We start from the raw sequence: 13,594 nt of genomic DNA, 5'->3' as shown, positions 1-13,594 counted from the left end.
CGAAGCCTTGATTTATGACGCTTTGGAAACTTCCATCAGCAGCCGCTCGGCCTTGGCGTCTCGATGCGGTTGACCATCCGGCTGCTTTCATGCACGTCGCGCACCGTCTTGGTCAGGGTGACGCAGGACTGAATGAGCATCACGATGCCCATCGCGAGGTAGCCCTTGATCCAGAGGTCGACGGGGAGAAAGTAGACGCCGATCGCGACCAGGAAGGCGGAAGCGCCGAACGAAGCGTAGGTGAAAGTAACCCAGGCGTTGCTGTGATGCGGGGCATTCTGATTCATGGTGCCATCCTGCAAATGAGATTATGCGATGAAATATCGGTCCCGGTCGGGTTGCACGCGTTTCACAATACCACGCCGCAACCTTATCCGCCCGGCATTTCTGCGCCCGCGTCAGTTAATGAGCCATGAGCGGAGCACCTTCAGGTTGTGAAAGGGTAAACGATGCATTTAGCGGCGATGCAAACTTGCGGACGACCTGCGGAACCAGGTCAACCGCCCCTAAGCGCTGATCGGTTCGGCGAAATATCGTTGCCGGCCGCTATAGTCGTTTGACAGCAACGAGCATGCGCCCGCAACGACGGCACTGCCGAGCGCCAACATCGCCACTATCGTTGGCGAAAGGAGAGTACTGAACACAGCGGTCTCGGCCGTGGCAACCGTCGCTCCGGCGATCGCGGTCAGGCATGCCCGCGAAGGAAACGGACAGGCGCGAACAAAAAATCCATCGATAGCCCCGGTGATCGCCGACGTCGGTAAAGTGAGAATAGCCAGCACCGCCCCGCAAAGGCAGGCGAAGTCGAGAGATCTGGTGTCCACGACGGCTATCCACGTTAGCACGACCGTCGAGAACACCGACGCCGGAGCCAGCACCAGGAATACGAACGCTCTTTTCATCGAAGTCATCCTTTGCCTTGCCTGTCACCACGATTGGCGAATTGCAGGGGTTGGAGCGGAAGCCGGCGAACGGACGGCGGGTGCGAAAGACACCTGCCGTCCGCCCTCGCCAGCACCGCGTCACAGGTTACGCGGGCTTGCAGATCAGGCGGCCGATCAAGCGGCCTTGAAGACTTCCATCAGCAGCCGCTCGGCCTTGGCGTCTTCGATGCGGTTCACCAGCTTGCCGCTCTCGTGCATGTCGCGCACGGTCTTGGTCAGGGTGACGCAGGTCTGCACCAACATCACGATGCCCATCGCGAGATAGCCCTTGATCCAGAGATCGAGCGGCAGGAAGAACACGCCGACGGCGACCATGAAGGCCGAGGCAGAGAACGAAGCGTAGGTGAAGGTAACCCAGGCACCGCTGTGGGGTTGGACATTCTGGTTCATGATAATCTCCTGTTGATATGGGTTTTAATCGATCGGGTTCAGTGTCAGGCAGCCTGCGTGCGTTTGGCGTTCAGCCGCGCCAGCACATCGTCCGCGGTTGATTTCAGCCGGGGGCCAAAGCCCTGTTCGGCGAGCTTTTCGGCGGTCGCCAGCGGACCGCTGGCGGCGTCGAGTTCGATAAAAGCGTCGGCGGCAGCCTGGGCCTCGATCTGCCGCTCGCGCAGGCGCTTCAGCGTGTTCTCCGCTTCCGGCAGCGTGGATTCATAAGGACGTGCCGCTTCGATGCCGCCCCTGCGAAGATTGCGAACCGCTTCGGCCGCACGGGCGATGCGACGGCCGCGCTCGAGCTCGGTGATCCGCGCTTCGGCAGTGCTGACCTGGCGCTTCATGCGCGCGATTTCGGTCGCGAACAGCGTGCGCGCGGTCATCGCGGCATCGCGGTCGGCTTCGAGGTTGGCGATCGCCTGCGCCGCCTCGCGGGCGAGATCTTCCCGGCCGCCATCGAGCGCGGCAGTGGCGCGAACCTCGAGATCGGCGATCCGGGCATTGGTGGCGTCGAGGCGGCGGCCTTCCTGCTGGTCGCCGGCGATTGCCAGCGCCAGCGAGCGCTTGGAACGTTCGACGGCGGCCGCCGCATCGCGCATCTGCTGATCGAGAATGAGCAGCGCCGCGCGGTCTTCCAGTTCTTCCCCCGCAACAGCCACGCTGCCCCGGAAAAGCGTCAAAACAGTTTTGAACATCGGTAGCTCCCTGTGTTATGAGCACTGCTCATGAGTCACTTGTAGCATATCGTGAGCATTGCTCAAGAATTATTTTGAGCGTTGCTCAAGTTAGGTGAAAGATGTCTAAAGCATTGGAAAGACGAGCCATTCATCGGGAATCCCTGATTCTGGCGGGGGAGCGACGGATTGCCGCAGGCGGATTGGCCGGTCTAAAAACCCGCGATCTGGCCCGGGACATCGGCGTCGCCAACGGCGCGGTCTACAATCTCGTCGAGGACGTGGACGAACTGATCCTGCGGGTGGGATCGCGCACGCTGGCGCGGCTCGACGCCGCGCTCACATCAGCCGAAGGCGACGGCCCCGCCTCGCCTCGCGAAACGCTGGTGCGCATCGCCGTCGCCTATTGCGATTTCGCCGCCGAAAATCTCGAACTCTGGCGTGCGCTGTTCGAGCATCGGATGGCGCCGGGCAAGCCGGTGCCGGAATGGGCGATCAGCGAGCAGATGAATCTGTTCCGCCACATCTATCACCCGCTCGCCGAGCTGTTTCCGAAGCGAACGCCGGCCGAGTTGGGCGTCACGGCACGTAGCCTGTTCTCCGCAGTGCACGGCATGGTGCTGCTCGGGCTCGAACAGAAGCTGATCGCGGTGCCGGTCGAGGCGCTACGCGAAGAGATCGCAGCCATCGTGCGCGCGATGGTCGACGGGCTGACGGGGAAGTCTGATTAGTCGTAGGGTGGGCAAAGCGCCAGCGTGCCCACCATTCAAGCTGATAATGCGGAAAGATGGTGGGCACAAGTGCGCCTTTGCCCACCGGTCAGTCTCGAGTATCGCGGTCGTGCTCCGGCAGGCGCTTCCATGGATCCTCGGCTCTCGGCGGCTCGCCCGGGCCGTAATTCTCCACGATCAAATCTTCCAGCCAGACCTCGCCGTGCGGGCCGGCGACACGCTTCGAGCGCAATGCGCTGGTCAGATTGCACACCTCGGGTTGATAGAACACGTAGCGGCTGCTCTTCGCCACGATCGCGAAGAAGAGGTAGTCGCGGCCCGGCTCGAAGTAGAACTCGCAATCCATGTCCTTGTAGACGTCCAGCAGCCTGACGCGGGCGGCGAGTTTGTCGGCCCCCTTCCAGACGCGATCGACGTCGACGGTCCAGGTATGGTCCTTCACTTCCGTCACCTTGCCGATGAAGACGTATTGCGTGCGTGCAAAGCCTTGGGCAGGCGAGATTGAATCGCAGGTGCAGGCATGCGCGACGTCAGTTCCCGCCGCCGCCAGACACAGCAAGCCGACGAGCCAGGCGAGAACCTTCAGGGGGGCCGGCACAACATGCGATGGGTCATAATTCGCCTCCCAGAATCGTAGGGTGGGCAGAGCGACTTGTCCGCCGTAGCTCAACGAGCGAAGGCGGAAGCGTGCCCACCATCACGAGCGGAGTGTTCGACGGTGGGCACGGCGCAAATGCGCCTTTGCCCACCCTACGGACCATCACGTCTCGATGATGACGTAGCTGTCCTCGACATGCACCGGGAACGTCTCGGCCACGTACGGTCCCTTCTGCAATTCCTCGCCGCTTTCGACCGCCACCGGATACGAGCGCACCTTCACGCGCTTCGGATCGAAATACGACTGCCCGTTGCGCATGTCGAATTCCCAGCCGTGCCAAGGGCAGCGCAACAACTCGCCGACGCGCGAGCGCTGGTAGACGCCGGGCTCCGGCGAGGTCAGCCGTGCGACGCAGGCGGCCTTCTCCAGCGGCGCACCCTCATGCGGGCAGCGATTGAGCAGCGCGAAGAACTCGCCATTGACGTGGAACACGACGATGTCGCGGCCCTCGACACCGAACACCTTGTTGCCGCCGGGCGGAATCTCTGACGTTCGGGCGACGATGTGGCGGGCCATGTGATCCTGTCGTTTGATCCTGTCGTTACTCAGAGCCTGTAGAGCGCACGCGCATTGCCGTTGAAGATCTTTCGGCGCTCGGTCTCGGTCAGCGGCGTCTTGAAGGCATAGCGCGGATCGTCGAAATCCCAATGCGGGTAATCCGACGAGAACAGCAGGCGATCGACGCCGACCCATTCGATCAGCGAGCGCAGATGTTTCGCCTCGTCGGGCTCGTCGATCGGCTGCGTCGTGAACCAGAAATGCTCCTTCACATATTCGGAGGGCCGCCGCTTGAGATGCGGCACCTCGCTGCGGAACGCCTCGAAGTGCCGGTCCATCCGCCAGGTGGCCGACGGGATCCAGCCGAAGCTGCCCTCGATGAAGACGATCTTCAGATTCGGGAAGCGCTCGGGCACGCCTTCGAGCACGAGGCTGGTAAGCTGCGCCGCCATGGTGTGCGCGTTCGACTGGTGCTCCTCGACATAATAGGACGGCCAGCCGCCGCCGGTCGGCGCATGGCCGCCATAGCCGCCGACGTGGATGCCAAGCGGCAGGCCAAGCTCCTGCGCGCGGGCATAGATCGGCCAATAGCGGCGGCGGCCGAGCGGCTCGTTGGCGCGCGGGCAGACATTGATCTGCACATAGCGGCCGATTTTGGCGCAGCGCTCGATCTCGGCGATCGCGAACGCCGTGTCGTCCTGCCCGGCGAGGATCGAGGCTTTCAGCCGCGGGTCGCGGTCGGACCAGAACGCAAGCTGCCAGTCGTTGATGGCGCGCTGGATCGCAGCGCCGAATTCGAGATTCTGCTGCGAGAAGATGAAGAGATCGAGCACCTGCAAGATGCCGTACTCGATATCGAGGGGATCGAGATGCTGCTTGCGCATGAAATCGAGATCGGAGCCCGGAGGCCCGCCGGTCGGCGGCCAGGCGTCGCGCCGCGCGATCAGCGGCGAGGAACGCGGATAGGGCGTGGTGCCGATGTAAGGCGTGCGCAGATGGCTGCCATAGGTGCGCAAATGCTCCTGCCAGCGCTTTGGAAGGAACTGCTCGATGTCGGCATGCGCGTGAATGCTCGGATGCACATCGCAATCGATGATGCGCAGCCGGCTCTGGGCGGCGACTTCCTCGGCGAGGATGGGGCGGTCGATGACGTCACTCATGCGATCCTCCTTGCAAAACTACGCAGCGAGCTTCAGCCGCGGAAAGGTCTCAAGCGGATTATCCGCACACATGCGCGAGGCAATGCTTTCAGGCAGATGCGGCGGCATCGGGTCATCGCCGTCGAACTGCCAGTGCGGATAGTCGGATGCGAACAGGAACATCTTGTCGGAGCCGATCTGTTCGATGACGTCGGCAACGCCTGCGGCATCCGGCGGGCCATCGAACGGCTGCATGGTGACGCGGACATGGTCGCGAATGATCGCGGCCGGCTCGCGCTCGACCCAGGGCACCTCGACGCGCACGCCGCGCCAGGTCTTGTTGGCGCGCCACATGAAGGCCGGCAGCCAGCTCACGCCCGACTCCATCAGCACGACCTTGAGATCGGGGAATTTGCCGAACACGCCCTCGTAGATCAGGCTCAGGAGCTGGGCCTGAAACGCCTGCGCTTCGGCGAGATAATATTCGTAGCGATAGGACGGCCAGCCGATCGAGCTCGGCGCGGTGCGATAGGCGCTGCCGGCATGGATCGCGACCGGCAGCCTGTGCTTTGCGGCCGCCTGCCACACCGGCCAGTAATGCCGGCGTCCGAGCAGCGTCTCGCCCTGCGCCAGCACCAGCACGGAGACGAAGCGGTTGTCGCCGGCCCTGCGCTCGATTTCCTCCACCGCCAGATCCGGCGCCTGCATCGGCACGACGATCGATGCGCTCAGCCGCTTATCCTTCGACAGCCATTCGGCCGCGATCCAGTCGTTGATCGCCTTGCAGAAGCCCGCCGCCATGTAGGAATCGAACACCGCCTGCGCGCCATAGACGACGTTGCAGATGGCGTGGCTCGACCCGAGCTGGTCGAACGCGCCGCGCTGCACCATCTTGAGGTCGCTGCCCGGCTTGCCATTGGCCGAGCGCCAATCGGCGCGGCCGCTGAACGGCATGTTGGGCGGATAGGAATTGAGATCGAGGCCGTCGATGGCGCGACTGACCACCTGCTCTTTCCAGTGATCGTCCAGATAGGGCAGCAGCGTGGTGCGGGTGCCGCCCACCGCGGGATGGATATCGCAGTCGATCCGCGTGGCCGCCATGGAGGTTCCTCGGATGCTGTTTCTTGCCGGTTTCTTGGCGGTCTTCGTGCCGCGCCCGCAACTGTGCCGCCGATGGCAGAGCCGCGCAAGCGCTTTACGGGAGGGCCGCCCTGCCCTGGATGCACGGCGCGCTTTCCCTTCTCCCCCTTGTGGGAGAAGGGAACGGCGCGCGATTGACAGACAAAGCCATCCCTATCCAAATGTCCGCGCAATGGGCGCGGCGATTGGGGGAAGAAGAAAATGAAGATCAAATTCGGCAGGCTGGCGGCTCTCGCCGTCTCGCTTCTCGCATGCGGCACGTCGACCGCATCGGCCGCCCCCGCGACAGCCAATGGACAGGCCGCACTGGCGCTCGCCGGCGTGGTGGCGCTCTATTCACCGCTGTTGACCTCGGATGAACGGGAAGCTGTCTCGGCGCTCTTCGTCGGACAGTCGGGCGGGCGCTACGCCAAGAAGATTTCGGTCACCGCGGACAAGATCGTCTGCCGCGTCAGCAATGTCGACATCACCGCGCGCTCCTGCGAACTGACCTTCAAGGGCGCCAAGCAGACCATCACCGGACGGCGCGCGAGCGAGATCTTCGCCACCGAAGCCATGGCCGGCGTGCCGCCCGACGGCGCCGCCGGATCGGTGTTCGAAAGCATTTCGAAACTGAACTGCACGCTGGATCCAGCCGAGATCAGGAAAAAGGCGGGCGGCGGCGCCGATTGTACGTTCGAAACGGGGAATTAGCGGCCGGTTCTTCTTCGGCGGCGCTCTGCCAGAGCCGATGCGTCAGGACCGCGTCTGTTGCCATGTCCAATCAAAGCATAATGCTTTGTTCGTGGGCTAGAGGCCAAATTTCCTCTACGACATCCAAAGGATCGCCCGCTTCCCCGATCCCTGCTGCTCCGTATGATGCGCTGCCCTGGGGTCCGCGACCGTAGTCGTACGGGCTACCTCAACCCAACGAACCGACTGTAGTGTTGTCTACCCAGCGCGGGTTTTCACCCCGAGCAATTTGGGGCTGGCGGAGGGCCGCGCTGATGCGCGGCCCTTTTGCCGTTGGGCGGCTCACCCGGTCGCAGGCCGGGCGAAGACGGTCACATCCTCAAGGCGAAACGAAGAAAGCCGCCGCTTGGATTCACAAGCGACGGCTAACTCTCAAAGCTGGTGTTACTTCAGCTTATACTTGCCGGTCTGATGATTGCAGCCCTGAAACATTCCCTCCTTGATGACCGGAAACGGCCCGAGGAGCTCGACGGTGCCTTCTGTGATCATGCCATCGTATTTTCCAGTTCCTGCAATATTCGTCCTAGTAACCTTTCCATCCGCAGTCGAAAAAGATGTAAGTCGCTTTTCGCCGTCTACATCGATTGACTCACATACGTTGGACCCTGTGATCTTCCCATCAAGCGAGGCATTCATCCCTACGCAGCGAAAAGTGCTCTTATCAAATATGCCTCCGGGAGGATTGCTGCGGGTAGTGCCCGTCATTTCATAACTGTTTGCCGTGTGGGTCTTGGAGAACGTGATCACGTTACTAACGCCGGACCAGCAGGAATTGAAATCGAAGCTGCCTTCCTTTGGCAATTCGGCCGCGAATGCAGAAAACGGAGAAGCAACGATGAGCAAGGCTAATGCATACCTGTGCATGGCATTCCCCTCCTGAATTCGTTTTAAATGTCTGCCCCCGTTTGCCAGCCTATTTCGCATCCGAGCCACCACTTTGATCTAGATCATCCGGATCCCGTGTGAGAAGGGAGTAGCCGCGCGATTGACAGGCCGCTCGATCCCCACCCAAATGCCTGCGTTGAAACGAGAATGAGGCGTATCGCGTGGCAGGCAACGAACAGGAAACTTACGAATGCGACGCGCTGGTGGTCGGTTCGGGATGCGGCGGCCTGTCGGCGGCGGTCACTGCCGGGCATCACGGCCTCAACGTTCTCGTCGTCGAGAAGGAGCCGCGCTTTGGCGGCACCACCGCGCGCTCCGGCGGCTGGCTGTGGATTCCCGGTACCTCGCTGGCGAAAGCGTGGGGCATCGAGGAGGGTCCAGACCAGGCAAAAACCTATCTGCGGCATGAGGCCGGCAACAGTTTCGATGCCGCGCGGGTTGACGCGTTCCTGAGCGAAGGGCCGAAGGCCGTCGATTTCTTCACCAGCAAGACGGCGGTGCGGTTCGACATGCCGCTGACCTTTCCGGACTATCACGCTGAAGCGCCCGGCGGCGCACAGGGCGGCCGCTCGATGGTGGCGCGGCCGTTCAATGGCCGCGAACTCGGCGAGCACATCAAGGATATCGGCGGCCCCCTGCCCGAACTCACGGTGTTCGGCATGATGCTGGGCTCCGGCAAGGACATCGTCCATTTCATGCGCGCGACCAAATCGCTGACCTCGGCGATTTACGTAGCAAAGCGCCTGTCGAAGCATGCGATGGACGTGATGCGCCACGGCCGCGGCATGACGCTGACCAACGGCAATGCGCTCGCGGGGCGGCTCGCGAAATCCGCGTTCGACCTGAAGATACCACTGTGGCTGTCGTCGCCGGTGCACGAACTGATCGTCGAGGATGGCGCGGTGCGCGGCGCGGTCGTCGAACGTCACGGCAAGCTGATCCGCGTCAATGCGAGACGCGGCGTCGTGCTGGCGTGCGGCGGCTTCCCGCACGACGTCGCACGGCGCAAGACGATGTTTCCGCACGCGGGCGACGGCACCGCGCATTTCTCGCCCGGCCCCGTCGGCAACACCGGCGACGGATTGCGATTGGCAGAGACGGCGGGCGGCCGCATCGAGGACACGCTGCCGAATGCTGCGGCCTGGGTGCCGGTGTCGATCACCGAACGCAAGGACGGCTCCAAGGGCGTGATGCCGCATTTCATCGACCGCGCCAAACCCGGCGTCATCGCCGTGATGCGCAACGGCAAGCGCTTTGCCAATGAGGGCAACTCCTATCACGATTTCGTGCAGGCGATGGTGAAGGCGGCAAAACCCGGCGACGAGATCACGGCGTTTCTCCTGTGCGATCACCACGCCTTGCGAAAATACGGCCTCGGATGCGTGCCGCCGTTTCCGATGCCGCTGCGCCATCATCTCGCCACCGGCTATCTCAAGCGCGGCACCACGCTTGCCGAACTCGCCGACCGTACCGGCATCGACCGCCACGGGCTGGAGGCAACCATCGCCGAGTTCAACACGTCAGCCGCGGAAGGCCGCGATCCTTCATTCGGCAAGGGCTCGCGCGCGTATAACCGCTACCAGGGCGATGCACTGCACGGCCCGAACCCGTGCGTCGCGCCGATCAAGGACGGTCCGTTCTATGCCATCAAGCTGGTGATCGGCGATCTCGGCACCTATGCCGGCATCAAAACCGACGCGCATGCCCGCGCGCTCGATGCCGACGGCCAGCCCATCGCCGGCCTCTATGCCGCCGGCAACGACATGGCGAGCATCATGGGCGGCAACTATCCCGGCGCCGGGATCACGCTGGGGCCCGCGCTGACGTTCGGATATATCGCGGGGAAACATATCGCAGACGCGGCTGCGCCCTAGAAATGTCCGCAAGCTGGAACGATCGTCGATGGATTCGATTGTCTCGAATCGAGCCGGAGATCGTTCCATGCCTGCGCCGCACTTTTACGCTGCCCTCGTTGCTTTGAGTTTCGTTCCAACGCTCGCCGTCGCCGCGAACACGGAATGGCGGCCATATGTGATCGCGAGCACCGGGACCAGCGTCGACATGCCGGTCTCGATCTTCACCAGCGACGCCGGACCGCCTGAGGGCGGAACCGGGCGGCGATTTTTCACCGAAGACCGCCGCGCGGATTTGACGGTGCAGTCCGTTCCCAATCCCGACAACGACTCCCCAGCCATGTTCCTCGCCAAGCAAAACCCACCGGCCGGCATCATCTACAAGCGGATCACGGCGGACTTCTTTGTCGTCTCCAGCATTCGCAAGGACCGCGTCTGGTACAACCGCTGCAACCGCGGCAACGGCGCCATGAACTGCGTCATGATCAATTATCCCGCCGCCGAGAAGCGCCAGTGGGACGACGTGGTGACCCGGATAAGCCACACGCTGAGGAACTAGCATCCACGCTCCCTTCGCGTCCGCGTAGACCACCCTCACCTTTAAGACCTCATCATTGCAATTTGGAATGGGTACTCCTGATGCTTGCAGCCGGCGCCAGGGGCCCAACCTTGGCCGGCGCGGCAAATCTGCTAGAGTGCCTGCCAGCGAGGAAAAAATGAACGCGCCCGGACCCGAGCGAAGGCTCGCTGCAGTCCTTGCCGCCGACATGGTCGGCTACAGCCGGCTGATGGAGGTCGACGAGGCGGGTACGCTCGCGCGCCTCAAGACCCATCGGCTCGAGCTGATCGATCCGTCGATCGCCAAGAACCGGGGCCGCATCATCAAGACCACCGGCGACGGCATGCTGGTGGAGTTTCACAGCGTCGTCGACGCGGTATCGTGCGCCGCAGAAATTCAGCGCCGGATGGCGCGACGCAATGCCGACGTGTTGCCGGCGCGATGGATCCAGTTTCGCATCGGCATCAATCTCGGCGACGTGCTGATCGAGGAGAACGATATCTTCGGCGACGGCGTCAACGTCGCGGCGCGTCTCGAAGTGCTCGCCGATCCCGGCGGAATTTGCGTCTCGGCTGCCGTGCGCGATCAGCTCGGCGACCGACTGGACGATATCGTCTTTGTGGATATCGGCAACCAGACCGTCAAGAACATCAGCCGTCCGATTCACGTCTTTCGGGTCCGGCTGAAGCCGGATGCCGCCGAGGCGCCCGTGAGCGGCAAGGACGGCGCGGCGGCGACGACCACGACCCGAAAACCGTCCATCGTCGTGCTGCCGCTGGTCAACATGAGCGGCGATCCGGAACAGGAATTCTTCGCGGATGGCCTCACCGAGGACATCATCACCGAGCTGTCGCGCTTCCACGACCTGCTCATCATCTCGCGCAATTCGGCCTTCGTGCACAAGGGCAAGGCGGTGAAGGTGCAGGAGGTCGCGCGCGAGCTCGACGTCGAATACGTCCTCGAAGGCAGCGTACGCAAGGTCGGCGATCGCGTCCGCGTCACGGTGCAGCTGATCGACGCGCAGACCGACCGGCACGTCTGGGCCGAACGCTACGACCGCAAGCTCGAGGATATCTTTGCGATTCAGGACGAGGTCACCGGCGCCATCGTCAGTACGCTTCCTGGCCGGGTCGAGGCCGCCACGCAGGAGCGCGCGAAGCGTCAACGACCGGACAACATGGCGGCCTATGAGTGCGTGCTCGCCGCCAAGGTGCTGCATCACCGCTCGCAGCGCGAGGCCAATGCCGAGGCGCAGGCGTTGCTCGACCGCGCCATCGCGCTCGATCTGAATTATGCGCACGCGCATGCCTGGAAGGCGTGCGTGCTGGGCCAGACCTGGACCTATGGATGGTGCGAAAATCGCGACGCCACCTTCCAGCAGGTGGCCGCCGAGCTGCAGCTCGCGCTCGCACTCGATGACAATGACAGCGACGTTCACCGCATCCTGGCCGCGGTGAACCTGACGCGCGACGATCACGACAGGGCGGCCTACCATCAGGAGCGGGCACTCACGCTCAATCCCAACTATGATCTCGTCGTGGTGCAGCAGGGTGAGTTTCTGACCTGGGTGGGGCGGCCCGAGGAAGGGATCGACTGGATCAGGAAGGCGATGCGCCTCAATCCCTTCCACCCCGAACGCTTCTGGAACCACCTCGGCCGCGCATATTATTGCGCGGAGAAATTTGCCGAGGCCGCCGAGGCGTTCGCGCGGATCACGCGGCCCGACTTCACCCATCACGCCTTCCTCGCCGCCATCTTCGCGCAGATGGGCGACGGCGTTGCGGCTGCCGCCCATGCCGCCGAGGTCGTCAAGCTCGAGCCGGGCTTCTCGGTGGCCGCCTATCTCGCCACCCAGCACTACAAGCAGGCGGCCGACCGTGCGCGCCATGAGGCGGGGCTGCTCAAGGCGGGGCTACCGGCGTGAGTTTGGCCGCGATCGAAATGATAATTTTGAACGTAGCTTGCGGCACGAGCCCGCCTTCGCCGAATGGCTTCGGCGAGGCAGCCTTCGCTTGCTTCGCTATGATGGAACAGAGTCTGGCTTGCCGAGCCGTAGCTTGCGAAGCAAGTGAAGGCTGGTGGGCACGACAGGGATCGAACCTGTGACCCCTACCATGTCAAGGTAGTACGGAGCGCAAATTCTCGCGCAAAATCAAAGCGAAAAGGCCCGTAGATGAGCAGACAGAGTAAGAACAAGATCGGAACGAAACGCTATTTGCTGTTGACGTGCTGTTGACGGGCAGCGGCTGTCGAAGTTGGCTTCTACGCTAATTTCCCCGGCGGCGCAGATCCTTATCAGCCTTCACACGGGAGCACCGCATTTTGGGATCGCGCCCGGTGATGCAACTGGCCTGTTTCCGCCCTCAGTGGGTGGATTTGGAACCGAGAGAGGCCTAAGTTCACTTTTGCACACTTCTAGCAAGGACAGGTTGTTCATGCTGTACGCCTGACAGACAGGACATGGAATGTGCGACAAGTGCCAAGGGCTAGAAAAGAAGATTGAGCGCTATCGCAGAGTCGTGTCATCGATCAACGACCGGCCAACGATTGATCGGCTCAACGAGCTAATCAAGGATATGGAAGACGAAAAGGCTAAGCTTCACCTAGACCAACAACGGTAAGGCCGTCTCGTTGGCGGCTTATGCCCGTTCGCGCCGGACGAATGTCTTCCCTCGTGTTTGTTCCCTAGCCCCTTTCCTGCGGGAGAAGGATAAGCACACGCCTGAACGCTACCAAGCTTGGAAGCAGAACTCATGAAAGGGGCCGGCTCGGATTAAGCGTTCCTGGACTTAATTTGGAAGGGCCGCGGAGAATTCCGCGTCCCTCGAGTCCGCGCTCGCCGCGATCGACGATTCGCGAGCGTTGCTCGAGCGGATCGAAAGGGACGGAAGGTAGAAGTAAGCAGCAAGACGGCCATGCCCCGCTACTATTTTGACATTCGAGACGAGAACGATCTTGCAGTTGATGAAGAGGGAATGTGGCTGAGAGATATGCAAGCCGTACAGGAAGAGGCCGCGCGATCCTTGGCGGGCGTGGCCTGGGATGAAGTCCGCAGGACCAGCGATCGCAACAGACACCACCGGATGGCGATCGAGGTGCGGGACGATTACTGCCCTGTACTTGAGGTGAAGTTCACGTTTGCAATCGCAAGAAGAATTAGGCCCTCAGGCGGCGTAAGCCCATACCACTTTAGGAACGAGTCCAAGCTCCTCGAATTACCTAGGCGCCACACCCGCCGCCTGGCGCATTGGGCCCAGCGTTCTGCCTCACAAGCTGGGGCCGTTCCTTATTAGGATACCGGCGGCCCTCTTCAACCGAAGCCGATTCGGGGAAAAGTGGCAAGCGA

14 protein-coding genes and 1 pseudogene are annotated in these 13,594 nt (G+C 62.4%); 6 read left to right on the top strand and 9 right to left on the bottom strand.

Going from position 1 to position 13,594, the window contains the following annotated elements:
* Positions 1 to 12 precede the first annotated feature (12 nt).
* The 4 genes and pseudogenes from CQ12_RS25360 to CQ12_RS25345 all read right to left on the bottom strand — a co-directional run bounded on the left by CQ12_RS25360 (position 13) and on the right by CQ12_RS25345 (position 2,074).
* A pseudogene (locus CQ12_RS25360) lies at positions 13 to 287 on the bottom strand (YiaA/YiaB family inner membrane protein).
* Between the two features lie 219 nt (positions 288 to 506).
* Positions 507 to 902 (bottom strand): hypothetical protein, encoded by a 396-nt coding sequence (locus tag CQ12_RS25355; RefSeq protein ID WP_157088493.1) that lies wholly within the window; start codon positions 900 to 902, stop codon positions 507 to 509.
* 156 nt (positions 903 to 1,058) lie between these two features.
* The gene (locus CQ12_RS25350) at positions 1,059 to 1,334 is read right to left on the bottom strand and encodes a YiaA/YiaB family inner membrane protein (RefSeq protein WP_057838023.1); all 276 of its coding nucleotides are present in this window, start codon (positions 1,332 to 1,334) and stop codon (positions 1,059 to 1,061) included.
* A gap of 44 nt (positions 1,335 to 1,378) precedes the next feature.
* Positions 1,379 to 2,074 carry a PspA/IM30 family protein gene (locus CQ12_RS25345; RefSeq protein ID WP_057838022.1) on the bottom strand — a complete coding sequence of 232 codons (696 nt, stop codon included), beginning with the start codon at positions 2,072 to 2,074 and terminating at the stop codon, positions 1,379 to 1,381.
* Positions 2,075 to 2,175: 101 nt separating this feature from the next.
* Between CQ12_RS25345 and CQ12_RS25340 the strand changes: the two genes are divergently transcribed.
* On the top strand, positions 2,176 to 2,784 hold the full coding sequence (locus CQ12_RS25340; protein ID WP_083519479.1) for a TetR/AcrR family transcriptional regulator: 609 nt from the start codon (positions 2,176 to 2,178) through the stop codon (positions 2,782 to 2,784).
* A gap of 88 nt (positions 2,785 to 2,872) precedes the next feature.
* Here CQ12_RS25340 and CQ12_RS25335 read toward each other — a convergent pair whose 3' ends face one another.
* From CQ12_RS25335 to CQ12_RS25320, 4 genes are all read right to left on the bottom strand, one after another.
* Positions 2,873 to 3,382 carry a hypothetical protein gene (locus CQ12_RS25335; RefSeq protein ID WP_057838021.1) on the bottom strand — a complete coding sequence of 170 codons (510 nt, stop codon included), beginning with the start codon at positions 3,380 to 3,382 and terminating at the stop codon, positions 2,873 to 2,875.
* Positions 3,383 to 3,544: 162 nt separating this feature from the next.
* Positions 3,545 to 3,958, bottom strand: a complete 414-nt coding sequence (locus tag CQ12_RS25330) for a Rieske (2Fe-2S) protein (protein WP_057838020.1) — start codon at positions 3,956 to 3,958, stop codon at positions 3,545 to 3,547.
* Positions 3,959 to 3,987: 29 nt separating this feature from the next.
* Positions 3,988 to 5,100, bottom strand: coding sequence for an amidohydrolase family protein (locus CQ12_RS25325; RefSeq protein ID WP_057838019.1), 1,113 nt, complete (start codon positions 5,098 to 5,100; stop codon positions 3,988 to 3,990).
* A gap of 18 nt (positions 5,101 to 5,118) precedes the next feature.
* Positions 5,119 to 6,180 carry an amidohydrolase family protein gene (locus tag CQ12_RS25320; RefSeq protein ID WP_057838018.1) on the bottom strand — a complete coding sequence of 354 codons (1,062 nt, stop codon included), beginning with the start codon at positions 6,178 to 6,180 and terminating at the stop codon, positions 5,119 to 5,121.
* A gap of 240 nt (positions 6,181 to 6,420) precedes the next feature.
* Between CQ12_RS25320 and CQ12_RS25315 the strand changes: the two genes are divergently transcribed.
* Positions 6,421 to 6,912: a hypothetical protein gene (locus CQ12_RS25315; RefSeq protein ID WP_157088492.1), complete on the top strand. Its 492-nt coding sequence runs from the start codon at positions 6,421 to 6,423 to the stop codon at positions 6,910 to 6,912.
* A gap of 423 nt (positions 6,913 to 7,335) precedes the next feature.
* Here the strand turns inward: CQ12_RS25315 and CQ12_RS44190 are convergent, their stop codons facing one another.
* Entirely contained in the window at positions 7,336 to 7,815 is a 480-nt protein-coding gene (locus CQ12_RS44190; protein ID WP_157088491.1) for a hypothetical protein, read from the bottom strand.
* Positions 7,816 to 7,997: 182 nt separating this feature from the next.
* Between CQ12_RS44190 and CQ12_RS25310 the strand changes: the two genes are divergently transcribed.
* From CQ12_RS25310 to CQ12_RS47755, 4 genes are all read left to right on the top strand, one after another.
* Positions 7,998 to 9,710, top strand: a complete 1,713-nt coding sequence (locus CQ12_RS25310) for an FAD-dependent oxidoreductase (protein ID WP_057838017.1) — start codon at positions 7,998 to 8,000, stop codon at positions 9,708 to 9,710.
* Between the two features lie 67 nt (positions 9,711 to 9,777).
* Positions 9,778 to 10,248: a hypothetical protein gene (locus CQ12_RS25305; RefSeq protein WP_057838016.1), complete on the top strand. Its 471-nt coding sequence runs from the start codon at positions 9,778 to 9,780 to the stop codon at positions 10,246 to 10,248.
* A 157-nt stretch (positions 10,249 to 10,405) separates the two neighbouring features.
* Positions 10,406 to 12,172: an adenylate/guanylate cyclase domain-containing protein gene (locus CQ12_RS25300; RefSeq protein ID WP_057838015.1), complete on the top strand. Its 1,767-nt coding sequence runs from the start codon at positions 10,406 to 10,408 to the stop codon at positions 12,170 to 12,172.
* 991 nt (positions 12,173 to 13,163) lie between these two features.
* A complete protein-coding gene (locus tag CQ12_RS47755) occupies positions 13,164 to 13,541 on the top strand; it encodes a DUF6894 family protein (protein ID WP_430642269.1) in 378 nt (125 codons plus the stop codon).
* The last annotated feature ends 53 nt before the right edge of the window (positions 13,542 to 13,594 follow it).

The organism is Bradyrhizobium jicamae (genome assembly GCF_001440395.1).
Lineage (GTDB): Bacteria > Pseudomonadota > Alphaproteobacteria > Rhizobiales > Xanthobacteraceae > Bradyrhizobium > Bradyrhizobium jicamae.
This window is presented reverse-complemented; position numbering and strand designations above follow the sequence as displayed.